The organism is Thiothrix winogradskyi (genome assembly GCF_021650935.1).
GTDB lineage: Bacteria > Pseudomonadota > Gammaproteobacteria > Thiotrichales > Thiotrichaceae > Thiothrix > Thiothrix winogradskyi.
In genome coordinates this window covers 120,551-144,542 of the sequence record NZ_CP091244.1, presented here as the reverse complement: position 1 = coordinate 144,542, position 23,992 = coordinate 120,551, and the positions used below count along the sequence as shown (strand labels likewise).

Genomic DNA, 23,992 nt, shown 5'->3' with positions numbered 1-23,992 from the left:
CGTTATGCGGTTAGTGAGTCTCTTCTTTGTGTTATTGCTGGCACTTTGGTTGTTGTTGACCAGTGGTGATCTCAGTTCTTTGCTGGTAGGGCTGCCGTTCATTATGTTGGCGCTGTGGAGTTATCGGTTGCAGCGCCATGTTCCTTATCCCTTAACATTTTCATTCCTTGGTGCACTGCGTTTTGTGGTGTTTTTCCTGCTTGAGTCATTCCGTGGTGGCTTGGATATTGCGTTGCGGGTGTGGCAACCGCGCGTGTCATTGTCTGTCGCGTTCTATGAATACCGTCTTATTTTTCCTCAAGGGCCAATCCGCTCGTTTTTTATGTATTGCATCAGTTTATTGCCGGGTACGGTGAGCGTGTGCGTGTCAGAAAATGGCAAGTTGTGCTTGCATGTACTCGATGATCGTGGGGCAGTGGCGGAAGATTTAGCCCGTTTGGAGCGGCGGGTCTGTGATTTGTTTGCATTGCCTTGTTACAAGGGGACGCTATGAATACGGTGCTATTGGCGGTGGTGGTGGTATTGGCGCTGGTGTTACTCATCAGTTTACTGATTATTTTATCGCGGGCGCGGTTGACTGACCGCTTGTTGGCGGTGCAGTTGTTGGGAACCTTGGGTGTCGCGATTTTGTTGGTGCTGGCAGTGGTGATGCAGCAACGGGCGTTTTTGGATACTGCCTTGATTCTGGTGTTGTTGGCGGTATTGGTGACGGCAGTCTTTACTCACCGGCAACGGGGGGGCAAATCATGATCCTTGACGCGCTTTCCGTGCTATTGCTGTTGCTGGGCTTGTTTTTCTTCGTGTCCGGTTTGTTGGGGTTGTGGCGGTTTCCCAATACGTTTGCGCGGCTTCATGCCCTGACGAAGGCGGATAATTTGGGCTTGGGGTTAATCATGACAGGCTTGCTATTCCAAGTACCCGATGTGTTGTGGGCGATTAAATTCGTCTTGGTGTGGTTGCTGGCATTGGTGGCGAGTGCGGTGAATGCGCATTTGATTGCGGTATTCCTGCATCGGCAACAGGAGAGACACGATGAATCTGCTTGATGGCTTATGGGGTGTTTTGGATCTGTTGCTGGTGGCGGTGTTGCTGTTATTGGCAGTAGCGGCGGTACTTAGCAGTGATCGGCGGCGTAGCATGATGCTGTTTATCGTGTTTGGTTTGGTATTGGCGTTGGTGTGGGCGCGGTTACACGCCCCGGATATTGCGCTGGCGGAAGCCGCGATTGGGGCGGGGTTGGGCGGGGCGTTGTTAATGGCAACCTTGCGGCGCGATACGCATCAACAAACCGATCGGTTTCCACAACACCCTGCCTTGGTATGGGGCGCGGGGGTGTTGGTGATGGTGTTGGGTACGGCGATTGCGTGGGGCTTGTTATCAATATTGCCGACGGTGGAACAAACCTGGCGCAAAGGTGCGGCGGTGGATGCGCAATTGGCATTCAGCGGGGTTAGCCACCCGGTAACGGCGGTGTTATTGAATTTTCGGGCGTGGGATACCTTGTTGGAATTGGCGGTGTTGTTGGCGGCCATTTTGGGGATTCGTGCCTTGGGGTATGTGCGTGCGACGTATGTGACGGAAGCCGCGTTCAGCCAATTGGCGGTGTGGTTAGTGCCCTTATTGATTCTAATGGCGGGTTACATTCTGTGGGCGGGAGCGCATTCACCGGGTGGAGCATTTCAGGCGGGGGCATTGCTGGCGGGGGCGGGCATTTTGCTGCGCTTGGCAGGTTATTCCTCTGCGGGTTTGCCGACGGCGCGGTGGTTGGTGCGCTTGGGCTTGGTGGCAGGAACGGGCGTGTTTTTGCTGGTGGGTTTGGGGCTGTTGGGGTGGGGGCAGGGTTTCCTGCATTACCCGGTCGCTTATGCAAAATGGTGGATATTATTGATTGAAATGCTGGCTACGGTGTCGATTGGGATGACGCTGACGTTGGCTTTCATGGGCGGGATACCGCAGAAGGAGGCAGCGTGATGGCGGGGTTAAGTGCAATCAATCCGCAGTTTTTGTATGTGTGCGCTGGCATTTTCCTGTTCGCCATTGGTTTGTGGGGAACTTGGTTACATGCCCATTATGTGCGCAAAATTATTAGCTTGAATGTGATGGGCGCGGGGGTGTTTCTGACGCTGATCGCGGTGGCGTATCGCGGTGAAAATCTGCCCCCAGACCCTGTGCCTCATGCCTTGGTTTTGACCGGTATTGTGGTGGCTGTCAGTGCAACGGCACTGGCATTGGTGATTATCCGCCGTTTGGAGGATGCAGCCAATGAATGAAGCTGCGAGTGTCGTTTGGGTGATTAGTCTGCCGTTGCTGGGCGCATTGCTGGCAACGGTGTGGCGGCAACACGCGGCGACGATTGGTTGGGTTAGCAGCGCGTTAACGGCGGGATGTGCGGTCTGGCTGTTGTGGGTGGTGCAACACGCCGGGGTGCAAGAGCTGGCGCTGGGTGGCTGGGAAATCGGTCTGGGCATCAGTTTGTATGCGGATGGCTTGGCGGCAGTCATGGTGCTGATGAGCAGTCTGGTGGTGTTGGGGTGCAGTGTGTATGCGCGGCAATATTTTCGGACGCAGCGTCAGCATGAATTGTTTTGGCCGTTGTGGTTGTTGTTAGCCACGGCGTTGAATGCATTGTTTTTGGCGGGTGATTTGTTCAATGTGTATGTCACCTTGGAATTGTTGGGAATTTCAGCGTCGGCACTCACCGCGTTAGGGGCGAAACGGGCGGCATTGCGGGCAGCCTTGCGCTATCTGGTGGTGGGGCTATTGGGGTCGATGCTGTATCTAATGGCTATCACCTTGCTGTATGCCGCGTATGGCACGCTGAACGCTGTGCAAATTGCCGAGGCATTGCAAGTTAACCCCTTGGGCTGGGCAGCACTGTTGCTGATGTTGGCAGGGTTGGCGTTGAAAATGGCGTTATTTCCGCTGCATTTCTGGTTGCCTCCGGCGCACTCCAATGCGCCCGCCCCGGTGAGTGCGGCATTGTCAGCGTTGGTGGTGAAAGCGGCATTTTATTTGGTGGTACGGCTGTGGTTTGAGGTGTTTGCACCGTTGACAACACCGGTGCTGGCGAATGTTTTGGGCGCATTAGGCGCGATGGCGGTGTTGTGGGGGTCTTGGTCAGCGTTGCGGGCAGAACGCTTGAAATTATTGGCGGCGTATTCCAGTGTGGCGCAATTGGGCTATTTGGTGATGTTTTTCCCGCTGTTGATGGTGTTGGAAGGCGAAGCACGGCAATGGTTGTTCGGGGCAATGGTGTTGTTTGCGCTGTCTCATGCGTTTGCGAAATCGGCATTGTTTTTGGCAGCGGGGATTTTACTGCGATACGCGGGGCATGACCGTATCCGTGAGTTGAGTGGTACGACGCAATTCTTGCCGTTGACCACGTTTATAATTGCGTTGGCGGGCATTGCCTTGGTGGGCTTGCCGCCGAGTGGGGCGTTTCTGGGGAAGTGGTATTTGTTGGATGCGGCGTTCCAGACGGGGCAATGGTGGTGGGTGCTGGTCTTGGTGGTGGGGTCGTTATTGGCAACCGCTTATGTGTTCCGTTTGTTGGGGCACGCGTTCGGGCATTTGCCAGCGGTTAAGCGCCCGTTCGTGGCGGCTACGCAGGAAATTCCTGCCTTGGCGTTAGCATTGATGGCAACTTTTGGGCTGGGCTTAGGGGCAATGAGTCTGTGGTCATGGTTGGCGCAGACTGGCACGGGGGCAGGGCTATGAACGAGTTATTGAATGTTCTCACCGACGCACTGGGAGAGAATTTACCGCTGTGGATTGTGCTGAGTTCGTTTAGCGTCGGTTTGGTGATTTTCTTTGTGCAAGAAGGCAGCCATCGCTTACGTACCACCTTGAATTTGCTCGCGGCAGTGGTGAAATTACTATTGGTGGGCGTATTGATCTGGGGTGTGTATCACGGGCAGGTGTACGAAGTGCGCTGGGTGATTGCGCCCAATTTGGAATTGCTATTGCACGCCGATGCGCTGTCGATGTTATTTGTGACCTTATCCGCCTTGCTGTGGTTGGTGACAACGGTTTACGCGATTGGGTATCTGGAACATTCCCCGCACCGCAGCCGCTTCTTTGGGTTTTTCAGCTTGTGCGTATCGGCAACCGTGGGCTTGGCGTTGGCGGGCAATCTGGTGACGTTTGTGATGTTTTACGAGTTTTTGACCTTGGCGACTTACCCCTTGGTGGCGCACAAAGGCTCGCATGAAGCTCGCAAAGCTGCGCGTTTGTATTTGGCTTATACCTTCACGGGTGGGTTGCTGTTGCTGGTGGCAGTGGTGTGGTTGAAGTCGATTGCCGGGCCGTTGACGTTTGTGCAAGGGGGGATTCTGGATGGCTTGCCTGCGGAAACGCACAGCGCCTTGCGTTGGATTTTCTTGCTGATGATCGTGGGTTTGGGGGTCAAAGCCGCCTTGGTGCCTTTGCACGGTTGGTTGCCTAAAGCAATGGTTGCACCTGCGCCGGTCAGTGCTTTATTGCACGCGGTGGCGGTGGTGAAAGCGGGGGCATTTGGGATTGTGCGCGTGGTTTACGATGTGTATGGGGTGGAGTTTGCCGCTGTCTTGGGCGTATTAGTGCCGTTAGGAGTAGTCGCCGCGTTGACCATTGTGTACGGTTCGACGCTGGCGTTATTTCAGGATAGTTTGAAAAAACGGCTGGCGTATTCGACGGTGAGTCAGGTGTCTTACATCATTTTGGGGACGGCAATCCTAGGGCCGCTGGCAACCGTGGGCGGTATTGTGCATTTGGTACACCAAGGCATTATGAAAATTACCTTGTTCTTTGCAGCCGGTAATTACGCGGAAACCTTGGGGATTCATCGCGTCAGCCAAATGAACGGGGTGGGCAAACGAATGCCGTTAACCACGCTGGCGTTTACCTTGGGGGCGTTGGGAATGATCGGGATTCCACCAATGGCGGGGTTTATTTCCAAATGGTATTTGGGGTTAGGGGCGTTGGAAGCGGGCGTATTGCTGTGGGTAATGCCAGTGTTGATTGCCAGTAGCTTGCTGAATGCGGCGTATTTTCTGCCCATTTTGTACCGAGCGTGGTTTTTGCCTGCTGACCCTTGGCCAGACGAACACATTAAGGCGCAGCGTTGGGAAACGCATGGCATGTTGTTGTGGCCGCCCGTGATTACCGCGAGTTTGGCATTGTTGGCGGGCTTGCTCGCGTCCGCACCGTTTAGTCCGTTGGAGTGGGCGCAATTGATTACCGCTAGGGAGTACAAATAATGCTGCAACCCGTGCTGCTGGAGTTACCGTTTTTATTGCTGTTAGCGCCCTTGTTACCGTTGTGCTTTGCCTTGGTGGCGAATGACCGTATTGGGCAATGGCTATTGCCGGTGGCAGCATTGCCTGCGTTAGTGGCGGCTTTTGTTTTGCCAGCGGGAACGTCGGTAGCGTTGCCTTGGGTATTATTGGGGGTGCAATGGGGGATTGATGCCACGGGGCAGGTATTTTTACTGGTGACAGCACTATTGTGGCTGTTGGCGGGCTTGTACAGTGTGAGTGGTACGCCTGCGGGGGCAAGTTGGTGGCGTTTTCGGGTGTTTTTCCTGTTGACCTTGAGCGGCAATGTGTTGTTGGTGATTGCGCAGGACATGGGGAGCTTTTTTCTGGGGTTTGCCTTAATGGGGCTGGCAGCGTATGGGTTAATTGCGCAACAGGCTTCGGTGACGACGCGCCGTGCCGGGCGCATTTACCTGATTTGGACGGTGTTGGGTGAGGTCTTGTTGTTTGCCGGTGCAGTGTTCACGGCGGGTGCAATCGGGAGTGTGTATTTCAGTGAGGTGGTGGGCAAGGAGTTGCCTCTTGCTGCGGTGATATTGGTGACGCTGGGCTTGGGAATTAAGGTGGCATTGCCGGGCTTGCATGTGTGGTTGCCGATTGCGCACGGTGCTGCCCCTCCAGCAGTGTCGGCATTGTTGAGCGGCGTGATGGTGAAAGCGGGGATACTGGGTTTGGTACGCTTTCTGCCAGCGGGTGCAGCCAGCACGGTGTGGGTGGCAGAGTGGTTGGTGTGGCTGGGATTGGTGGGCGCATTTTATGGGGTGGTGTTTGGTTTGCGGCAAACCGCGCCGAAAGTGATTCTGGCGTATTCGACCATGAGTCAGTTGGGGGTGTTGACCTTATTGACGGGGTTGGTATTGCAGGCCCCTGCGGATGCGGCGTTGGCAATGGCGTTGGTATTGTATGTGGCACACCATGCTTGGGTGAAAGGGGCATTATTCCTTGGGGTGGGCTTGTTTAAGCAAACCTTGTCTTGGTGGTTGTTGGGCGTGCTGGTGATTTTGGCGTTGGTATTGATAGGCGTGCCATTGACCAGTGGGGCGTTGGCAAAAGGCAGTGTGAAAGCGGCATTGCCAGCCGATTGGCAGCACTTGGCGCTGGGTTTATGGCTGAGTAGCTTGGCAACCACCTTGCTGATGGGGCGCTTTGTGTGGAGTTTGTGGCGTTATCGCCGCCAGCATGGGGGAGCTTCCAGCCATCACACCAGCACTTCCCCCGGTCTGACGCAATGGTTGGGTTGGGCTATTTTGGTGGAATGGGTGTTGTGGTGGCCGTTTCTGTTTGCGCTACCGGCGTTTAAATGGTGGGATGTCGTGCCGATTTTGCTGGGTTTGGGGATGATTGCCTTGGCGTTATTGCCGCGTATTCCGGCGGGGGATGTGCCGGTGTTGGTGGCGCACGCTGGCTACCGTGGGTGGCATTGGATGCGGGAATGGTGGCGTAAACATAGGCGTTGTTTATCCGCTTAACGTAATCTTTAATGCGTTTACTCTGGATGGTGTGGAAACCTAGCGTTTAGGGCGATATGCTACGTGCTGTTACCCATTACAATCATAAGCACTGCTAGGGAACTGCATGAATTGTTATTCAGATACTCACGCCGCCGCATTATTGGCAGTGGATGATTTGCCCGATGATCCGCACGCCTTGCGGGTATTGTTGGCGCAAACACGTCAGGCTCTTCAGCGCAGCGAAGAACGTTACCAGACCTTGGTATCGTCCATGAGTGATCTAATTTTCCTGATAGATGCCCAAGATTGTTTATTAGATGTTCAGTGTCGCTCCCCAGAACTGTTACTGATGCCGCCTGAGGCATTCCTCGGCAAACCCATTACGGCAGTGTTGCCGCCTGATACCAGTGAGCCTTACTTGGAATGCGCCGACTATGTGCGCCGCACCGGGGAAAACCGTCGTTACGAATACCCCTTGGTGCTTCAGGGTGAAACACGCTGGTTCATGGCTTCGCTGAACCGCCATGAAGACGGTGGCAAATTGGTGGTCGATGTACGCGATGTGACCAAACGTAAGCAGGCTGAAGCAGAAGCTCGCGAGCAAACCCGCCTGTTCAATTTGATTACCGAGAACATGCACGACTACATCGGCGTGCTCAATCTCGATATGAGTGTGTTGTATGCCACGCCCTCGCTATACCAGCGCACGGGTTATAGTGCAGCGGAATTTCGCTGTCTGCCTTTTGATCAGTTGATGACAAGCGAATCCTATGCGCGACTCCAGCAATTGGTGGCGGAGAATTTAACCCCGGAGAAATTAGCCGACCCGCAGTGTGAGATTGCCTTCGAGGTGAATCTTGATGTTATCCGCAAAAACGGTTCGCACTATTGGTGTAATAGCAGTCACCGCCTGATTCGGGATGCGCAAGGGCAACCCGAATACATTCTCGAAACCGGGCGCGATATTACTGAGCGCAAACAAGCGGAAGAGTTATTGCTACGCAAGGATGCCTTGTTTGAAGCGGTGGCGATTGCGATGCAGGCATTGTTATTTGAACCCTGCATCAATGAAGCCATGCAACAGGCCTTGGCTGCGGTGGGGAATGCTACCAAACAGGATCGGGTGTATTTATTTGAATACCACGTTGACCCGCTCACGGCTGAACGTTTCATGAGTCAGCGTTACGAATGGGTGCGCAACGGCATTAGCATCCAAATCGATAACCCTGAGTTACAATACTTGTCGTTTGACGGCTTGTTTCCGCGCTGGTTTGACTCGCTGTCAGAAGGGCGAGCTATATCGGGTTTAGTGGCTACGTTTCCTGAGACGGAACGCGCCATTCTCGAACCACAAGATATTGTGTCGTTGATGGTTGTACCCGTGAACGTGGAGGGGCGTTTTTGGGGCTTTATCGGTTTTGATAACTGCTACATTGATTACCAATGGGGGCTGGAAGATCAGGCAATCCTCACTTCGATGGCAGCATCGGTCGGCGCGGCGGTGATACGGCATCGCTCGGAAGTGGCGTTGCGTGAAACCAATCTCAAGTTGGCGCAAGCCACCGAACATTCACTCGCGATGGCAGCGAAAGCGGAAGAAGCCAGCAAAGCCAAAAGCTTGTTTCTGGCCAATATGAGTCACGAAATCCGCACCCCGATGAATGCGATTATTGGCATGAGTCATTTGGCACTGGGCAGTGACCTGAACCAGCGGCAGCACGATTACGTGGTTGAAATACAGCACGCAGCACAATCGTTGTTACGTATCATCAATGACATCCTCGACTTTTCCAAGATCGAAGTGGGCAAATTAACGTTGGAAATGGCTCCCTTCCGTTTAGAAGACGTGGTAAGTAATGCGCTAACGTTGCAGCGTCAACAGGCGCAGGAAAAAAATATTGGGTTGTTATTCGAGTTACGCAGCCCGCATCTGGAGGGGGAACAGGGCTTTTTCTTAGGCGATGCCTTGCGTTTGGAACAAATACTCACCAATTTACTCACCAATGGCGTGAAATTTACCAGCCAAGGTCATGTGGCGTTGTACATTGATGAATTGGAACGCGGAGCAAACAGCAGTTACTTACGCTTTTGCATCGAAGATACCGGCATCGGCATGGATAGTGTGGCGGTGAACGGTTTGTTTCAAGAATTTTCGCAAGCGGATGATTCGACCACGCGCCGTTACGGTGGCACGGGTTTGGGTTTGAGCATTGTGAAACGCTTGCTGGATTTGATGGGCGGTGAGGTCACGGTGAGCAGTGAACCGGGGCGAGGTTCGCGTTTCACCGTCACGCTTACCTTGCCACATGCGCTGTCGCCTGCGGTTAGCCAAACACATGCGCCAGAAGCCACACCTCCGGTTGTCGCGTTGCCGTTACGGGATAAGCGTATCTTGGTGGTGGAAGATAACCCGATTAACCAATTGATTGCTTCTGAGATCCTCACGCAATACGGGGCGATAGTGGAGTGTGCGGATAACGGTCAAGAGGGTGTGGACAAAATCCTTGCCAGCACATCACCCGCGTATGACGTGGTATTGATGGATATTCAAATGCCGGTGATGGATGGTTACGAAGCCGCTCGCATGGTGCGTACTGATGCCCGTTACGCTGCCATGCCGATTATCGCGTTGACGGCAAATGCCATGCATGAAGAAAGAGAACGTTGTTTGGCAGTAGGGATGAATGCGCATGTGGCGAAACCGTTTGAACCCAATGCCTTATTGCAAACGCTCATGGGCTTAATTGAATAAATCGAACGTAACATTAGAAACAATCCACTGTAAAATTCATCAGCGACTCCTTATACTGCGCCCATTCCAATCAGTTTTATAGATTGTTAAGTAATTGTTAAATTGTTTTTTCTCAAAAGGAGACTCCCATGTTTGAAAATAAAGAAGGTCAGCGTATTCCTAGCGTGACATTCCGCACTCGCCAAAACCACACGTGGGTTGATGTATCCAGCGATGCATTGTTTGCGGGCAAGACCGTGATCGTTTTCTCACTGCCGGGTGCGTTTACCCCAACTTGTTCGTCTACCCATGTACCGCGTTACAACCAGTTGGCTGACACTTTCAAGAAATACGGTGTCGATGAGATTATCTGCATGTCCGTCAACGACACTTTCGTCATGAACGAGTGGAAAGTTGACCAGAAAGCCGACAAAATCACCTTCATCCCCGATGGTAACGGTGACTTCACTGACGGCATGGGTTTGCTGGTTGACAAAAACGACCTCGGTTTCGGCAAGCGTTCATGGCGTTATTCCATGCTGGTCAAAGACGGCGTGGTTGCTAAAATGTTCATCGAACCGAACAAGCCGGGCGACCCGTTTGAAGTTTCCGATGCTGATACCATGCTGGCTTACATTGCCCCGAATGCCAAAGCACCATTGGATGTGACCGTATTCACCCGTCAAGGTTGCCCATTCTGCGCCAAAGCCAAAGGCATGTTGCACGACGCAGAAATTGATTTTGACGAATTGGAATTGAACCGCGATTATACCAACCGCAGCCTGCGTGCTATCGCCGGTGTGGATATGGTTCCGCAAGTGTTCATCAACGGTGAACTGATTGGCGGTTCGGATAAATTGGAAGCGTGGTTGAGCGCACGATAATCAGGAGCAAAGCATGAGCCAACATTACGATTTAATCGCCATCGGCGCGGGCAGCGGTGGTTTGTCAGTGGTCGAAAAGGCTGCGAAACATGGCGCGAAGTGCGCCGTCGTGGAAGTCAATGACGACCTCGGCGGTACGTGCGTCAATCGGGGTTGTGTCCCCAAAAAAGTGATGTGGTTTGCCGCGAACTTGGCTCATGCCCAGCACGACGCACAGGATTACGGTTTCGCAACTGTTCCCGGCAAGCTCGATTGGGGCAAGCTGGTGAACAAGCGCGACAATATGATCGGCGGCATTACCGACTGGTACATGGATAGCTTTTTGTCCGAAGCGGGTATTGATCTGATTCAAGGGCAAGCACGTTTTGTCGATGCGAAAACCCTAGACGTGAACGGCGAAACTTATACCGCTGACCATATCGTGATTGCCACGGGTGGTCGCCCGATTGTGCCAACGGATATTCCCGGTGCAGAACACGGCATCAGCTCCGACGGCTTTTTCGAGCTGGAAGAGCAGCCTGCGAAAGTCGCGGTTGTCGGTGGTGGTTACATTGCGTTGGAATTGGCGGGCGTATTGAATGCGCTCGGTTCAGAAACGCACATGTTGCACCAAGGTTTCCCCGTGTTGATCGGTTTCGATAGCCTGATGCAGAAAACCCTGCGCACGCAAATGGAACATGACGGCATTGTGTTCAATGACACGGCGAAAATTGCCAGCGTGGAAAAGCAGGCTGATGGCAAACTTACCGTGAACTATGCGGATGGCAGCACCTTAAGTGATCTGGATCAGTTGTTATGGGCGATTGGTCGCAAGACCAACACCGACGATATTGGTTTGGAAAACATTGGTCTGGTGCTTGCCCCCGGTGGTTTCATCGACGTGAATGAGTATCAGGAAACCAGCGTTCCCGGTGTCTACGCGATTGGTGACATTATCAATAAGCGCGGGGTGCAACTGACTCCGGTAGCGATTGCAGCAGGCCGTCGCCTCGGTGATCGTTTATTCGGTGGCATGAAAGACCGCAAGCTGGATTACAGCTTGATTCCAACCGTAATGTTCACGCATCCGCCGATTGGCACGATTGGTTTGTCGGAAGAAGCGGCGCGGGAAAAATACGGCGATGCGGTAAAGGTGTACAGCACCGAATTCACCCCAATGTATTATTCCTTCGTCAAGCACAAAGCCAAGACCGCGATGAAGCTGGTTGTGGTCGGCGAAGACGAAAAGATCGTCGGTTGCCACGCGATCGGTTTGGGTGTGGATGAAATGATGCAAGGTTTCGCGGTGGCTATTCGCATGGGTGCAACCAAGCAGGACTTTGATGACACCATTGCGATTCACCCTGTTAGTGCTGAAGAAATGGTCACGATGAAATAAGCCAAAAATAATCCATGCAGATGGAGTGAGCCTCGCTAAAATAGGCTCATTCTTCTGCAAAATAGATTGCTTATGTTGCTGTCAAAATCCGCCGTTATTGCTTTGTTGTTATTCGCGACCGTTTCACTCAGTGCCACCTCACAGGCAGAACCCCCCGCGTGGCACAAAGTTGCCTACCAAGTACCCGCGAAAGCCTCCAGCGCCCAGTTAGCGCATAAACATTACGATTTGTTCGCGTTTTTTCTGAGCAATGCGCTGCACGGCGAGGGCAAAACCACCTTCTTGCAAGTGACCGAACAGGTGCGCAATAAAATTCAGTGGCGTGACAAGCAGGGTGACAATGCTTATCTGGATGCCTTTGTCCGCTCGTATCCGTTTGTGAAAAACGTCGATTTACAAGGAATGCCGGATAGCATTTTGTTGATTGCGTATTTGGAATCGCAGTGGCATGGCAAAAAAGGTAAAAAATCCGCCGATTACGGTTATTGGCAAATGACCCCGGAAGTCTTGAAAGAAATTCAGACGCTGGATTATGTCAGCGATGCCATCAAAACCACGGGCATCAATAAGTTACGCTCAAATGCCAGCTTGAGCACCCAAGCGGCACAAGCGCATCTGCACCGTTACCATTTCTATTTTGCGGATGTGGCAGGGTTTGCGGAAAGCGATGCGTGGTTATTGACGTTTACCGCGTATAACTGGGGGTCGGGCAATGTCAAACGTCTGATTGCGGACATGGAAAGCCGGGGAATTGCGCCTAATTTTGCCAATTTTTACCATGAACTTTATGCGCAACACCTCAAGCAGCCGAGCGATAGATCCTTGAAAGCGGCGGTGGAATACGTGCCGAGTTTGTGGAATATCGCGCAACTGCTCAAAGATGCGCATTAAACCGTTTAAGCCGTGTACAGCAAAAATGGCTCACGGGTGGCTTCCCATGCTTGTTCGTCGGGCAGGGTGAACGCATCCAAATCCGCTGGGGTGGCTTGCGGATCATCCACCCATTCGCGCAGCAAGCTGGAGCCGTTGATCACGTCAATTGCCAGTTTGCCGAATTCGTATTCGTAGGGGAAATCTCGCCACAGCGGATAATCAGGGTACAACTGGCGAATCGCTTTGAACGCCAACGCTTGCACGCGCCAAGGGCGGAACGCGGCGTGGTCATAATGCGGCGCTTCGACGTGGATTTGTACTCCCGCACACAATTTGCCCGCGTGTTTGTGGAAGGTGGGTTCAAACCAACATTCACGCAAACGGCAGCCGTGCAGCCAGTGAGGAGCAAGGGTTTGCATGGTGTGGATAACTGCTCGTGCATCAATATCAGGTGCGCCGAACAGTTCCAGCGGGCGGGTCGTGCCGCGCCCTTCCGAGAGGGTGGTGCCTTCCAGCATCACTGTTCCGGCGTAGCAACGTGCCATGGACAGATTGGGGGCGTTGGGGCTGGGGTTGATCCATTCGCGCTCACCCAGTGGCCAGCCGTAGCCGGGTGCTTGCTTGGGTTGCCAGCCTTCCATGCCGATTACGCGGTATTCGAGCGTGAGCTTGAGTTCGCGGATAAACCATAAGCCCAGTTCGCCCATCGTTAAGCCGTGACGCATCGGCATTGCGCCTGCGCCGACGAAACTTTCCCAGCCCGTGCGCAAGGTTAAGCCTTCCACGGGGCGACCGGCAGGGTTGGGGCGGTCGAGTACCCACACGCTTTTGCCGTGTTGTTCGGAGGCTTCCAGCACATAGCGCAGGGTGGTGATGAAGGTGTAAATGCGGCAACCCAAGTCCTGCAAATCCACCAGCAATACGTCGAAGGTGTCGAGCATCGCGGGAGTAGGGCGGCGCACTTCCCCGTACAGGCTGAAAATCGGAATGCCGTGTTGCGGGTCGATGAAGTCGGGCGATTCCATCATATTGTCTTGTTTGTCGCCTTTAATGCCGTGTTGCGGGCCGAACGCGGCGGTGAGGTGAATGTCCGGCAACGCGGCGAGTGCATCCAGCGAATGGGTCAAGTCGGCGGTGACGGAGGCAGGGTGTGCGAGCAGGGCAACCCGTTTGCCGTGCAAGGGGGCGCGAAGGCTGGCATCGTTTAGAAAGCGGTCAAGACCAAATTGCATAATGTTAGGTGTCCCTTAAAAGTTATTGTTGTTATGGCAAAGCTGGAAAAGGTGGGCGCTTAATAATGGCTTTGAACAGGTTGTTTTCTCGGTCATCAACGAATTCAATATCCGGGTAAGCACTTAAGGCTCGAACAATACCACTGCCTAAACCGCGATAGGGTAAGATGCGACTGGCGAATGAAACCAAAATGGGATTGCGTATATTGGAGTTACCCAGTTTGATTTTAGTAATGGTCAAATTATTGGGTAAATGTCCGGGGCTGATAATTTCAATGCGGTCTTTAAATATGAACAAGCGAATGGTGGCTGACACAAAGTAATCGCGGTGAATTAATGCATTCGTAATCAGTTCTTCAAAGACAACACGTGGAATTTCCAGCTCTCCTAGCGAGTTAACATTTTGCCCAGCTTGTACATGGTGTAAGTTGCGCATCACAAAGCTGAGGGTTTGCTGAAATACATCTAACAACTTACCACTCATGTCTTGGCTATCGAGATACGTATTGACATCAATAGTGTTGCCGGGAAAAGCAATTGCTTTGAGGACAAATGTTGGTAAATAAAAACTAGGGTTACGTGTGAAGAGCAATGCACCAGCGACATTCAATGTGCCATCGCGCATCAAGTTCATATTTTCCAAAAGTGTCGGCAAGGGGACGTCGAGTGTATTCACGTCAGTGTTGAAATGTTTTTGCAGGAATCCGGCAAAATAGTCTTTGTCTAGGTCATTGACCGTGAGACCTTTGGCGGGAATTTCATCGCCATGCAATAAACCTGCTGATTGATACATGCGTTGGATTTCTTCGCGAGCGGTCACTTTGCGTTTGTCTGCACCACTCTTAACCCAAATTAAGCCATTGTTATCCATATAGGGTTTGCTGATTCCCTGTGGAATTTGCACTGCCATGACTAAACCGTTCGGTGTGGCAATATTTTCAGTTTGTGGGTTTACCGGAGGTCGTACAGATTGAGAAGCGGCATTGGAGACTAATTGATTTAAACGCCCCATGTCTTCGCGATTTAAGCCAGTGAATGAGCCGTCATCGTTGATACCGATTAGAATTATTCCGCCAACGCTATTACTGAATGCTACGATTTCAGCCGCTAATGCATTGATGTTGCTGACATCAGATTTGAATTGGTGTTGACCATCTTCACCTCGATCGACGATGGCTTGTAGAGTGGCGATGTCCATAATGTGCGCGGATTCCTGCGAGTGATGTGTTACCAGTATATATCAGGGCAACAGCGTAAATGCAAAACTGCCGTTATGGTGGAAGTCCGGGCGCGTGGCGGGATGTTGCAATGCCCAGTAGGACTTTTCGCCACTGGTGGTTTCTAGCACCGCCGTGATCCCCAATTGCCAAGGCTGTTGGGTGCAATTGTCGGGTAAATCAGCGCTGGCAAGCAAGGCTTCCAACACGAATTCATTGCCACGTATTGCGGTACTTATCACAGGCGGCTGTTGCGCTTGCCATGCCAGTCGTTCCCGATAAGCACTGAATGCATACGCTGCCCATTGGCTCGAAGGCGAAAAGTTGAACTCATGATAATGGTTTTCACCTAACACGCGGATGAATGTTTCAAAGCAGGTGTGTTCCCACAAGCCATCGGTGGCGGTCGGGGCTTGCGGGCGGGGAATATTGAGTGCGGCGAGGGTGCCGCTGAGGGTGTAACGCAGGTGCAAGCCGCTTGCGCTGGGTGTTACTTGCACCTGCAAGGCATCGACGGCAGGGCAGGGGGTGCTGGGGTGGCAATGCAGGCTTAGCACGGTGGGTGACTCAGGCGAATGCAAGCACGCCGCCTTTGTCCTGATGCATTTTCAGGAAACGCGCGGTGATCATGTCCATCGTGGCAATGTGTTGTTGCAACCAAGCGGGTAATTCGGTTTCGAGATAATGGCGCAAGACGGGCAGGTCGCGGCTGGCTTTCCAGTGATCGAACGCGCTGGTCATGGCGCTGAGGGCGAGGTCGTGTTCATCTTTGTGTACCGGGTAAGGGCGGAATTCGATGATCAGCATATTGCGGTTTTCTTGCTCGAAATGCACGGTGGTGTGCTGGAGCAGCGCGTCGAGGTGTGCGTCGATGCTGGCAATATCCGGCGTTGCTTGCGCTAGTAAGGGGTAGAGGGCGTTGAGCATGACCCGCTCTTCTTCGTGGAGTTGGGTCATGGCGGGGATTTCCTGTGGCATGAAAGCGTTGTCAGCAATGTGCATGGTGAGGTTGTTCCTGATAAAGCGATGGACGCAAAGAGTGATGTAGCGGGATGGGAATTTCAATTATCCTTAATTTGCCGATTGCGCTAATGTTAAAATCGCGGATTAACTACTTTGCAAATCGCGGAACTTTTATTGTCAAAATCGCGGGTGATCTATGGTATAAAGGCTAAAAGACTCAGGATACTCACTAATGCCCCAGTTTCAATATTCCCGCTGGCAACAACACATCATCAGTAAAGCGCTGCAATCCCGCCGTGTGCTGGTATTAGCTGGCTCGCGCCAATGTGGGAAAACCACGCTTGCCCGAGCGATTGCTACCGATGCAACGGTTTACCGCACTCTGGACGACACCACGTTGCTGGCAGCCGCGCTAAGCGACCCGCACGGTTTTGTCCGGCACGGCGATAATCTGATGATTATTGACGAGGTGCAAAAAGCCCCCGTGCTATTGCCAGCCATTAAGCAGGATGTGGATGTTCAGCAATTGCCGGGGCGCTTCCTGCTGACTGGCTCTGCCAATATCCAAGCATTACCCGGTGTTTCTGAATCACTGGCGGGGCGGATACGCAAAATCCGCTTACGTCCGCTGGCGCAGGGTGAAATCAAAGGTGTGCCAGCGCATTTTCTGCCTAACGCTTTTGCAGAAACCTTTCTGCCCGATAGCAGCTTGCAGGCAACTGGGGAATATTCGCTGAAAGATCGCTATATCCTGCTGGCATTGCGTGGTGGCTACCCGGAGGTGGTGCGCCAATCGGAGGAGCGCGAAGCGCGGCGCTGGCTGAACGATTACCTTGATGCTTTGCTAGACCGTGATTTGCAGGACATTATCAATATCCGGCGGCGTGACAGTATGGTATTGCTGGTAGAAGTCTTGGCAGCATGGTCGAGCAAATTCATGGATATTGCGGGCATTGGCACGGGGTTAGAACTGGCTCGCGCCACTATCCAAACGTACATCAATGCGCTGGAAGCCCTGTATTTGGTGGAACGGGTGCGCCCGTGGACAAAAGCAGATTACGAGCGGGTTAGCAAGCAAGACAAACTGTTCATGACTGATACGGGCTTGATGGCGGCGGTATTACGCTGGCGTTTCGATAAGGTGCGGTTGGATGGTGAGAAAAACGGCAAGCTGCTTGAAACGTTTGTTTTCACCCAACTGGCAGCACAACGGGATGCGCAAGAAGAAGACTATCAGCTTTACCATTACCGCGACCGCGAACAGCGCGAGGTCGATTTCATTGTCGAAAACGAAGACGGCGATTTGTTGGGTATTGAGGTTAAGGCGGGGTCAGCCGTCAGCAAGGACAGTTTCAAACACTTGTATTGGTTTCGTGACCATATGGCGAAAAGTAAGCGGTTTGTTGGGGTGGTGGTGTATACGGGGGAGCATGTTGTGCCGTTTGGGGCGGGGATGTGGGCAGTGCCGATTAGTGTGTTGTGGGGGGCGTAATCAGCAACGCATACAAGCGTTCTGCAATCGGTGCAAACCCCGCATATTGCTGCTGAAAACGCTCCAACAACGGCAAGTTTTGCTGAATCGCCTGTTCCACGGCTGCCTCACTCGCCTCAATTTGTTGCGTATCAAGCAGGCAATGGTGGCGGGCAAACGTGTGCAACACTTTGCGTTTAGGCCAGCGTTTCGAGCCGGTCAGGGTCAATGCCATCGTGTCGTGCGGCAAATACGGAACGGTGCTAACCAGATCAAATACCGGCGCGAGAGTGCGCGTCATCGCGGGTATTTCACCCACACGAAAGTCTTGCAGCCGTGAATAAAGTATTCCAAGGTTTTTCAGATGCGCATCACCATTTCTGATCCTGACATTGAGATAGGTGAGTTTGTACAGGTCATGCAAGGCTTGCGCTTGGTGTGCGGCGGAAACGAATTGGCGGATGGTATTGGCGCAACTTTCCAGCGAACTGTCGTATTTTTGCTTGGTGCTTTTGGCTTGCAGCACGCAAAAATCTTCAAAGCCCAAGGCTTCGCCGTGGCTGTCAATGTCGAAACGCTGACTGATCAGCAGCTTGGCGTTGTCGCTGAGGTAACACACCGGCACGGTCAAGCCAGCATCTTTGGCAATGCTCATGCACAGGTATTCGTTGCAGCCCAGATGCGGGTAATCCGCCCCCCAGCTTTTGACGATGTAGTGTTCCAGCGGCAAGGTGAGATGCCCTTGCAGGTCGAGCAAGACTTTGGGTTGTACCCCAGCAACGCCGGATTGTTGGGCGTAACGTTGCAATAATTCACTGAACAGGTTGGCATCGGGGTTGTTCAGCAAGGCTTGCAGGGTTAAGGGCTGGTCAGTGGGATGGTGCAAGGGCTGGTCGGCGAGTGCGTAAGCCATGCGCCCGATTTGATGCGTGCCGAGAATGGTGAGCAGGGTCAGGTCGTCGCTGCCGTATTGCTTGGCGGTCATACGCTCCAAGGCTTCGCGCAATGCGCCTTCGGGCAGGTTCATCTGGAAAATGGGGTGCAATTGCGCGTAGCTGTAGCTTTCGTGGCGTAGTGGCATGGTCAGCGATAGGGCTTCGCGGGCATCGTGGCGGTAGCTGAAAACGTGGTGGTGTTGGCTGGCACTCAGTCGTCCTGCGATGGCTGGTTGCGAATCGTGTCCGGTGTAAACGTCGACTTCAGCCATGTTGTTGTGCCTTTAAATCGTCAAGCGTGGGTAAGCCGACATCTTTGGTGGTGAGGGTTTTGCCCAGCACCATTAATACGCACTCGACTTTGCGGATGCCGAGGTCGTTGAAATCGTTGCGTTCGAGTGCGCCGATGGTGGTGCGGTCGAGATGGCAGAGGTCTGCCAGTTGTTGCTGGCTCCAGCCGCGTGCTTTGCGGGTAGCGCGGATGGTTTCACCGATGGTGGTTAGCATGATGGTTATGTTCATCAAAATGGGGATATTGGGGAGTATTGATGAATATGGGCATCTTTTCAAGGGGATGAGAGAATTTAGGGTGCTGCTAATGCTCGTTCCAATTTGGCGAGAGCTTGCTTATGTTGGGCGGGTTTCATTGCTGTCAGATTGTGCAGTTTCCAGCGCACGGCGGGCAGGTTTGCTGCATTCGGCAACGCACATAAACCCCAGTCCGGTTTGCCGCGTTTGACGGACAGTAGGAATTCACGATCCTGATCCGTGAGTAAGTTATGCAAGGTGGCAATCATCTGTTCACGTGCTGCCAGCAGTTGCTCCAGCGCAACGGGGGTGTTGGTCATGCCGACAAATTCGGTGGCGTACACTGCCTTGATGTCGAGCCGATTGGGGGCAAGCAGTTCCGCCATTGGGCGGTTGGAACTAATCAGGTAGATGAGGAAGGTGTCTTTCAGCGCAGAGGTGATGCCTTCGTTTGCCAGTAAGAAATGTACGTCGAACAGGTCGCGGGGGTGTTGGCGGTCGAGAGCGGCGCAGAGTTTTCCGGCGTAAATATCCGTGAAATGCAGCAAATTCATGCGGGCAAACCCAAACTCAGCCTGTGCATCAGCCGCTAAAACGGTTTCACTAATCGGGTTCAACGTTCCGCGCATCACGGGTGACACTTCAATCTTGATGGAGGTATTGTTGCGCATCACCTGAAGCCGGATGCACTTATCCGTTTTGGGTAGCAAGGTTTCCGCCACCGTCGTGCCTGCCTGTGATTGGCGAATGCGGGTAGCAATACGCCGCATCGCCGCATCCAAATGGCTCAGGCTGGTTTCGCGCTCTTCTATTGGCAAATACACCAAATCAAGATCAACGGACAAGCGTGGCAAGTTGCGCAGGAACAGGTTAATCGCTGTGCCACCTTTCAGGGCAAAGCAGGTTTCTTGCGCCACATACGGGATGGTTGCGACCAATAACCTGACTTGTTCAGAAAAAATCGGGTGCATCTTGTTCCTCCATCATGCGGCGGGGTACGGTTATTTGATAGGTTTTATCCAACACGCCCCCGGCAATCATCATGCGCTTGCCGCTGCCAAGGTTTACGCCGACGGTTTCCAAATGGCTCAACCACGGGTGCTGATGGCGGGCAGCAAACCATAAAAACAGGCGTTTGGCTTTGATGCTCCCACAGGTTTGCAGTAGGGCATTGCATAATTCAGGGCGCAAGGTTGGGGAGGACTCGACATATTTATCCAGCAAGGAAAAGTCTGCCTCATCCCTGACTTGGGCGAGTAATTCAAACAAGGCGAGTTCGGGCGTGGCGAAAGGCAATAACCAATCCCAATGCCCGAATGGCTGGGTTGTCAGGGCTTGTGGTGGCATTGGGTTAAACGCAGCCATTCCGCACGCCTTAAACTGCGGCATGGTTTGCGCTTCCTGCAACCAAGTGGGTAATTTACTGATGCCGTAGAGGTCGATGGTCTGGATGCCACCCAACGGCAGATAGTGGGCAAAACCTTGCAAATCCAGCGCGGAACGCCCACCTACGTGGATGGAGTAGCCCTGTTCTTGCAAGGAATAGACGAAATGTTGCCATTTTAGCGGTGGCCCCGGTCGGCGGTATGCGCCGCGCCCAACGCTTTGCAACTTGCCGGAACGGATGAGGTAGTCGATGTGGGGACGGGTGAAGCCTTTGCGTTGTAACCACGAGCGATCAACGACTAGGCCGTCGGGAAGTGAAAGCGAGAGGTTTGTAATATTTGTGTTTTGCATAGTTATAGTATGCAATTATTTCTATAGATAAACCATGAAAACCTCACTCCGAACCGTTACCCCCCATCCCCGACCCTTCCCCCGCAAGGGGTGAAGGGGGCAAGAGGGTGTTATGGGTCGCAGGACAAGCCCATTTGCGACAGGATATTTTCAATGATTCCGGCTTCGGGGATGCGTAAACGCCGCGCATCGCTCAGGGCGAGACACAGCAATTCCTGCACGCGGGCAGCGTTGGCGGCTGCATCCATTTGCCACAGCAGCATGGCAAGTTTGGCACGCCCAACCAGCAGTTCGCGCACATCGCCGAGCTTCTCATAGACCGGAAGTTCGTGGTTCTCCCGGATGTTGAGAGCGTCGTCGAGTTGCCCCCGCGCTTGCAGGATGTCCGCGATCTGACCCATCGTCACCGCTTTGGAGCGCACATCGCCGAGCTTCTCATAGACCGGAAGTTCGTGGTTCTCCCGGATGTTGAGAGCGTCGTCGAGTTGACCACGGGCTTGTAGGATGTCTGCGATCTTTCCCATCGTCACCGCTTTTTCGCGCACATCGCCGAGCTTCTCATAGACGGGTAGCTGCTCTGTCTGGCGAATGTTGAGCGCCTCGTCGAGTTGCCCACGGGCTTGCAGGATGTCGGCGATCTTCCCCATCGTCACCGCTTTGGAGCGCACATCGCCGAGCTTCTCATAGACGGGTAGCTCATGATTCTCACGTATGTTGAGCGCCTCGTCGAGTTGCCCACGGGCTTGCAGGATGTCGGCGTAAACACCCAAAGTAAATGCTGTCTCTTTTAATTTCTCATTCGACAAGTTTGAGCGATCAACAGGCAGTAAGGAAACGGCACGTTCAATATGTTTTGAGGCATTTGAATACCCCAATGTCATGGATGCCACTGTGAGTTGCGCCAAAATGCGGCAGCTATCACCCAAAGCCAAAATAGAGTTACAAAGTGTTTCAATTTCCCGATAGCGACTTTGTATTCTCATCTCATCGGCGAGTAAATCACCCACTTCCAACGCAATCGCTTGCTCCTGCCCCAGCACTGCCAGCCGCACGATTTCCAGACTCCACGCTTCTGATCTGCCATCTTTAGTGGTTTCAAACAAATATTGGCTGGCTTTGGCGGCTAGTGGCTGGCGTTCGCTCACATCGAGGGTGTCGGCGAGCGCACTGTCGAGCAGGTTGGAGACGAAGTAGTGGTCGCCGTCGAGCGTGGGGGTGATTTCCACCAGCCCGACGCGGGCGGCGGTTTGCAGGTGTTGCGCGGTTTGTGGGTCATCGCTCAGGGCTTCGATGGCGGCAAGCACCACGGGCAGGCGGTAGAGCGCGGCACAGGCCAGCGTATGGCGCACGGCGGGCGTTTGCGCGTCCACCAATTCGCTGATCAGCACGTCTTCGCGGAATCGCGCCTCTTCCTGTTCCAGCTTGTCGAGCAAGGAACTGATTGGCAGGCTGCGCTCTTGCAACACGCCATGCAGCCATTCCAGCAATCGCGGATTGCCCGCTGCCACCTCCACCGCCCGCAAGCGCAAGGCATTTTCCACGTCCCTATCCTGCTCATTGCCCGTGGTGACAGGCAACAAACCCGGCAATTGCGCCAGCTTTTTCTTCAGGTCGGCAGCGTGCAAGGTTTGCGGGTTCTCGCTATGCAAGCGGCACGGGCGCGGCACGGGCGCGGCACAGGCACAGCAAAGCGGCTGGTGACAATCACCCGCGTATCACTCTGGCTATCGTGGATGGCTTGCAACACGGTATGCAGCACCGCCAGACTCGCCGGATGGTAATCCGCCTGCCCCAGCTTGCGCCGCTCCAGCGGGATGTTTTGCTCGAAATCGTCAAACACCAGCAGCAGCGGTTTTGCACACAGCGGATTGTCTTCCGGCTCGAACAGTTCGCGCAGGCGTTGTTCCAGCGTTTGCTGGGCATCGTTCAGCAGGCTTTGTGCCTTGGGCAATGCCTTGCCAAGCGCGGCGACCAACGCGGTTTCATCCAGCCCGCCGTAACACACTACCGCTTCGTGGCTGTTACGCAAACGGTCAATCAGCCGCGCCGCTGTACTGCTTTTGCCCAAGCCGCCCATGCCGTGCAGCAGGATACCCTCGGCATACGCCTCATCCCCCTGCCATGCCCGCAAGCACCGCAAACTGCGTTGCAACAAACGCCGCCGCCCGATGAACGCCGTCCGCGCACACACCGGCACACGCCCGCCCGCATCCAGAAACTGTTGCGGCGTATTATGCCGACGTATCGGCTGCCTGCCTTTCGCCACCAGCGGATTCAGCGCCGAGCCGTCCACGTAACAGCGCAACAAATGCCAATAGGGGGAATGGTTTTCCAGCAATGCCTGCCGTGCCAATGCCACCGCCTCGGCAATCCCAAAGCCCGTCGCCAGCTTGTCATACAACGCTGCCGCAGCCTGCGAAGCCGCCACATCGCCCACCGGCAACGCCCAGCCCAGTACCACTGGAACACCCGCTGTCACCACTTGTTCGCTGAACGACAACATACCGTCTTGCTGGCTGGATTCCCCGGTACGGCAACCGGACAGGAACACCACACGCGGCGCACTGTTGGCATCGCGCAAAGTCTTCGCCAGTGCTTGCGGGGTAGCAGGAGCGCACCGACCCACTTCATCTTCCAGCAAAAACACCGGCTGACCACTGGCTTTGTCAATGTCGGCATGACCGCTGAAGTGAATCACATCCGGGCTATCGGCACGTTCCGTCAGCCGTTCCTCCAAGCCCTGCAAGGAACCGCTTTCTTCCACCTGCAAATCCAGCGGCTTGCGTGCCGTCGCTTGCAAAATACCGGATTCTTCCGCCTCGAAATCCAGCACCGGCTGCACATCCTCCGGCGAACTCGCCATGAACAACACCCCAAGCTGACGCTTTTGCGGCTGCCAGTCATGCTTGCGTTCGGCGGGAGTCACACGGCGCAACGGCGTAAACCACTGGAATGGATCAGCACACAAAAATTTCACGCCATCGTGCAGCAATTCCCACGGCAAATGCCGCAAACCCGCCTCGCGCACATCCAACACCAAGGTCATCGGCTGCTGCATCTGGCGCACCCGCCGCAACCAACCATTACTATGCCGATCGATCCAGTTGAACAAGTCTTGCCCACGTTGCTCCAGATCAGGCGCATTCACACGGTAATCTTGCGCCGCTAATACCAACAGCGCATCAATCTCCGCCTGCTCAATCAGCGGAAACGTTAACCATGTGCCATCCAACACCCGTAACTCAAAGCGCGAGTCATCCTTGCGGAACAATTCCAGTGTGTACTGCTGCATGGGATA

23 protein-coding genes are annotated in these 23,992 nt (G+C 53.7%); 13 read left to right on the top strand and 10 right to left on the bottom strand.

Translation table 11 applies throughout. The annotated features are described in order from the left end of the window. The first annotated feature begins 4 nt into the window (after nt 1-4). From L2Y54_RS00815 to L2Y54_RS00760, 12 genes are all read left to right on the top strand, one after another. Nucleotides 5-493 carry a Na+/H+ antiporter subunit E gene (locus L2Y54_RS00815; RefSeq protein WP_236499198.1) on the top strand — a complete coding sequence of 163 codons (489 nt, stop codon included), beginning with the start codon at nt 5-7 and terminating at the stop codon, nt 491-493. Continuing rightward, nucleotides 490-750, top strand: a complete 261-nt coding sequence (locus L2Y54_RS00810; protein ID WP_236499196.1) for an MrpF/PhaF family protein — start codon at nt 490-492, stop codon at nt 748-750. Before L2Y54_RS00815 ends, L2Y54_RS00810 begins: the two co-directional genes overlap by 4 nt. Continuing rightward, nucleotides 747-1,046 carry a cation:proton antiporter gene (locus tag L2Y54_RS00805; protein WP_236499194.1) on the top strand — a complete coding sequence of 100 codons (300 nt, stop codon included), beginning with the start codon at nt 747-749 and terminating at the stop codon, nt 1,044-1,046. The genes L2Y54_RS00810 and L2Y54_RS00805 overlap by 4 nt, the downstream gene beginning before the upstream one ends. Continuing rightward, complete coding sequence (locus L2Y54_RS00800; RefSeq protein ID WP_236499192.1) at nt 1,033-1,971, top strand: Na(+)/H(+) antiporter subunit B; 939 nt, start codon at nt 1,033-1,035, stop codon at nt 1,969-1,971. The genes L2Y54_RS00805 and L2Y54_RS00800 overlap by 14 nt, the downstream gene beginning before the upstream one ends. Then, a complete protein-coding gene (locus L2Y54_RS00795) occupies nt 1,971-2,270 on the top strand; it encodes a cation:proton antiporter subunit C (protein WP_236499190.1) in 300 nt (99 codons plus the stop codon). The genes L2Y54_RS00800 and L2Y54_RS00795 overlap by 1 nt, the downstream gene beginning before the upstream one ends. After that, a complete protein-coding gene (locus L2Y54_RS00790) occupies nt 2,263-3,717 on the top strand; it encodes a complex I subunit 5 family protein (RefSeq protein ID WP_236499188.1) in 1,455 nt (484 codons plus the stop codon). Before L2Y54_RS00795 ends, L2Y54_RS00790 begins: the two co-directional genes overlap by 8 nt. Beyond that, nucleotides 3,714-5,237 carry a complex I subunit 5 family protein gene (locus L2Y54_RS00785; protein WP_236499187.1) on the top strand — a complete coding sequence of 508 codons (1,524 nt, stop codon included), beginning with the start codon at nt 3,714-3,716 and terminating at the stop codon, nt 5,235-5,237. The genes L2Y54_RS00790 and L2Y54_RS00785 overlap by 4 nt, the downstream gene beginning before the upstream one ends. Beyond that, nucleotides 5,237-6,763, top strand: coding sequence for a complex I subunit 5 family protein (locus tag L2Y54_RS00780; protein WP_236499185.1), 1,527 nt, complete (start codon nt 5,237-5,239; stop codon nt 6,761-6,763). Before L2Y54_RS00785 ends, L2Y54_RS00780 begins: the two co-directional genes overlap by 1 nt. Nucleotides 6,764-6,869: 106 nt before the next feature. After that, a complete protein-coding gene (locus tag L2Y54_RS00775; RefSeq protein WP_236499184.1) occupies nt 6,870-9,497 on the top strand; it encodes a PAS domain S-box protein in 2,628 nt (875 codons plus the stop codon). Between the two features lie 128 nt (nt 9,498-9,625). Then, on the top strand, nt 9,626-10,360 hold the full coding sequence (locus L2Y54_RS00770) for a glutathione peroxidase (protein WP_236499183.1): 735 nt from the start codon (nt 9,626-9,628) through the stop codon (nt 10,358-10,360). Between the two features lie 13 nt (nt 10,361-10,373). Continuing rightward, nucleotides 10,374-11,738 (top strand): glutathione-disulfide reductase, encoded by a 1,365-nt coding sequence (gene gorA / locus L2Y54_RS00765; RefSeq protein ID WP_236499182.1) that lies wholly within the window; start codon nt 10,374-10,376, stop codon nt 11,736-11,738. A 72-nt stretch (nt 11,739-11,810) separates the two neighbouring features. After that, the gene (locus L2Y54_RS00760) at nt 11,811-12,629 is read left to right on the top strand and encodes a transglycosylase SLT domain-containing protein (RefSeq protein WP_236499181.1); all 819 of its coding nucleotides are present in this window, start codon (nt 11,811-11,813) and stop codon (nt 12,627-12,629) included. Between the two features lie 5 nt (nt 12,630-12,634). Here L2Y54_RS00760 and L2Y54_RS00755 read toward each other — a convergent pair whose 3' ends face one another. Genes L2Y54_RS00755 through L2Y54_RS00740 form a run of 4 tightly spaced genes read right to left on the bottom strand, consistent with a single transcriptional unit; the run spans nt 12,635 to nt 16,062 of the window. Beyond that, nucleotides 12,635-13,843: an exo-beta-N-acetylmuramidase NamZ family protein gene (locus L2Y54_RS00755; protein WP_236499180.1), complete on the bottom strand. Its 1,209-nt coding sequence runs from the start codon at nt 13,841-13,843 to the stop codon at nt 12,635-12,637. Between the two features lie 31 nt (nt 13,844-13,874). Then, nucleotides 13,875-15,041, bottom strand: a complete 1,167-nt coding sequence (locus tag L2Y54_RS00750; protein WP_236499178.1) for an RNA-binding domain-containing protein — start codon at nt 15,039-15,041, stop codon at nt 13,875-13,877. Nucleotides 15,042-15,083: 42 nt separating this feature from the next. Then, nucleotides 15,084-15,641 (bottom strand): DOMON-like domain-containing protein, encoded by a 558-nt coding sequence (locus L2Y54_RS00745; protein ID WP_236499176.1) that lies wholly within the window; start codon nt 15,639-15,641, stop codon nt 15,084-15,086. Then, nucleotides 15,628-16,062: a bacteriohemerythrin gene (locus tag L2Y54_RS00740; RefSeq protein ID WP_236499174.1), complete on the bottom strand. Its 435-nt coding sequence runs from the start codon at nt 16,060-16,062 to the stop codon at nt 15,628-15,630. Before L2Y54_RS00740 ends, L2Y54_RS00745 begins: the two co-directional genes overlap by 14 nt. Before the next feature lie 193 nt (nt 16,063-16,255). Between L2Y54_RS00740 and L2Y54_RS00735 the strand changes: the two genes are divergently transcribed. Continuing rightward, on the top strand, nt 16,256-17,515 hold the full coding sequence (locus tag L2Y54_RS00735) for an ATP-binding protein (RefSeq protein WP_236499173.1): 1,260 nt from the start codon (nt 16,256-16,258) through the stop codon (nt 17,513-17,515). Here L2Y54_RS00735 and L2Y54_RS00730 read toward each other — a convergent pair. The 6 genes from L2Y54_RS00730 to L2Y54_RS00705 all read right to left on the bottom strand — a co-directional run bounded on the left by L2Y54_RS00730 (nt 17,493) and on the right by L2Y54_RS00705 (nt 23,986). Next, complete coding sequence (locus tag L2Y54_RS00730) at nt 17,493-18,701, bottom strand: type II toxin-antitoxin system HipA family toxin (RefSeq protein WP_236499171.1); 1,209 nt, start codon at nt 18,699-18,701, stop codon at nt 17,493-17,495. The genes L2Y54_RS00735 and L2Y54_RS00730 overlap by 23 nt on opposite strands. Next, the gene (locus L2Y54_RS00725) at nt 18,694-18,936 is read right to left on the bottom strand and encodes a helix-turn-helix transcriptional regulator (RefSeq protein ID WP_236499169.1); all 243 of its coding nucleotides are present in this window, start codon (nt 18,934-18,936) and stop codon (nt 18,694-18,696) included. The genes L2Y54_RS00730 and L2Y54_RS00725 overlap by 8 nt, the downstream gene beginning before the upstream one ends. Before the next feature lie 77 nt (nt 18,937-19,013). Next, on the bottom strand, nt 19,014-19,928 hold the full coding sequence (locus L2Y54_RS00720) for a nucleotidyl transferase AbiEii/AbiGii toxin family protein (protein WP_236499167.1): 915 nt from the start codon (nt 19,926-19,928) through the stop codon (nt 19,014-19,016). Then, a complete protein-coding gene (locus L2Y54_RS00715; protein WP_236499165.1) occupies nt 19,909-20,694 on the bottom strand; it encodes a type IV toxin-antitoxin system AbiEi family antitoxin domain-containing protein in 786 nt (261 codons plus the stop codon). The genes L2Y54_RS00720 and L2Y54_RS00715 overlap by 20 nt, the downstream gene beginning before the upstream one ends. A 110-nt stretch (nt 20,695-20,804) precedes the next feature. Beyond that, a complete protein-coding gene (locus L2Y54_RS00710) occupies nt 20,805-22,361 on the bottom strand; it encodes an ATP-binding protein (protein ID WP_236499163.1) in 1,557 nt (518 codons plus the stop codon). Then, complete coding sequence (locus L2Y54_RS00705; RefSeq protein WP_236499161.1) at nt 22,301-23,986, bottom strand: CHAT domain-containing protein; 1,686 nt, start codon at nt 23,984-23,986, stop codon at nt 22,301-22,303. Before L2Y54_RS00705 ends, L2Y54_RS00710 begins: the two co-directional genes overlap by 61 nt. Nucleotides 23,987-23,992: the final 6 nt, after the last annotated feature.

Coding starts and splice junctions, on each gene's coding strand:
- gorA (WP_236499182.1), top strand. CDS start 10,374: ATGAGCCAACATTACGATTTAATCGCCATCGGCGCGGGCAGCGGTGGT.
- L2Y54_RS00800 (WP_236499192.1), top strand. CDS start 1,033: ATGAATCTGCTTGATGGCTTATGGGGTGTTTTGGATCTGTTGCTGGTG.
- L2Y54_RS00725 (WP_236499169.1), bottom strand. CDS start 18,936: ATGCTAACCACCATCGGTGAAACCATCCGCGCTACCCGCAAAGCACGC.
- L2Y54_RS00755 (WP_236499180.1), bottom strand. CDS start 13,843: ATGCAATTTGGTCTTGACCGCTTTCTAAACGATGCCAGCCTTCGCGCC.
- L2Y54_RS00785 (WP_236499187.1), top strand. CDS start 3,714: ATGAACGAGTTATTGAATGTTCTCACCGACGCACTGGGAGAGAATTTA.
- L2Y54_RS00770 (WP_236499183.1), top strand. CDS start 9,626: ATGTTTGAAAATAAAGAAGGTCAGCGTATTCCTAGCGTGACATTCCGC.
- L2Y54_RS00705 (WP_236499161.1), bottom strand. CDS start 23,986: ATGCAGCAGTACACACTGGAATTGTTCCGCAAGGATGACTCGCGCTTT.
- L2Y54_RS00715 (WP_236499165.1), bottom strand. CDS start 20,694: ATGCAAAACACAAATATTACAAACCTCTCGCTTTCACTTCCCGACGGC.
- L2Y54_RS00735 (WP_236499173.1), top strand. CDS start 16,256: ATGCCCCAGTTTCAATATTCCCGCTGGCAACAACACATCATCAGTAAA.
- L2Y54_RS00750 (WP_236499178.1), bottom strand. CDS start 15,041: ATGGACATCGCCACTCTACAAGCCATCGTCGATCGAGGTGAAGATGGT.
- L2Y54_RS00730 (WP_236499171.1), bottom strand. CDS start 18,701: ATGGCTGAAGTCGACGTTTACACCGGACACGATTCGCAACCAGCCATC.
- L2Y54_RS00780 (WP_236499185.1), top strand. CDS start 5,237: ATGCTGCAACCCGTGCTGCTGGAGTTACCGTTTTTATTGCTGTTAGCG.
- L2Y54_RS00720 (WP_236499167.1), bottom strand. CDS start 19,928: ATGCACCCGATTTTTTCTGAACAAGTCAGGTTATTGGTCGCAACCATC.
- L2Y54_RS00815 (WP_236499198.1), top strand. CDS start 5: ATGCGGTTAGTGAGTCTCTTCTTTGTGTTATTGCTGGCACTTTGGTTG.
- L2Y54_RS00795 (WP_236499190.1), top strand. CDS start 1,971: ATGGCGGGGTTAAGTGCAATCAATCCGCAGTTTTTGTATGTGTGCGCT.
- L2Y54_RS00805 (WP_236499194.1), top strand. CDS start 747: ATGATCCTTGACGCGCTTTCCGTGCTATTGCTGTTGCTGGGCTTGTTT.
- L2Y54_RS00760 (WP_236499181.1), top strand. CDS start 11,811: ATGTTGCTGTCAAAATCCGCCGTTATTGCTTTGTTGTTATTCGCGACC.
- L2Y54_RS00810 (WP_236499196.1), top strand. CDS start 490: ATGAATACGGTGCTATTGGCGGTGGTGGTGGTATTGGCGCTGGTGTTA.
- L2Y54_RS00740 (WP_236499174.1), bottom strand. CDS start 16,062: ATGCACATTGCTGACAACGCTTTCATGCCACAGGAAATCCCCGCCATG.
- L2Y54_RS00790 (WP_236499188.1), top strand. CDS start 2,263: ATGAATGAAGCTGCGAGTGTCGTTTGGGTGATTAGTCTGCCGTTGCTG.
- L2Y54_RS00775 (WP_236499184.1), top strand. CDS start 6,870: ATGAATTGTTATTCAGATACTCACGCCGCCGCATTATTGGCAGTGGAT.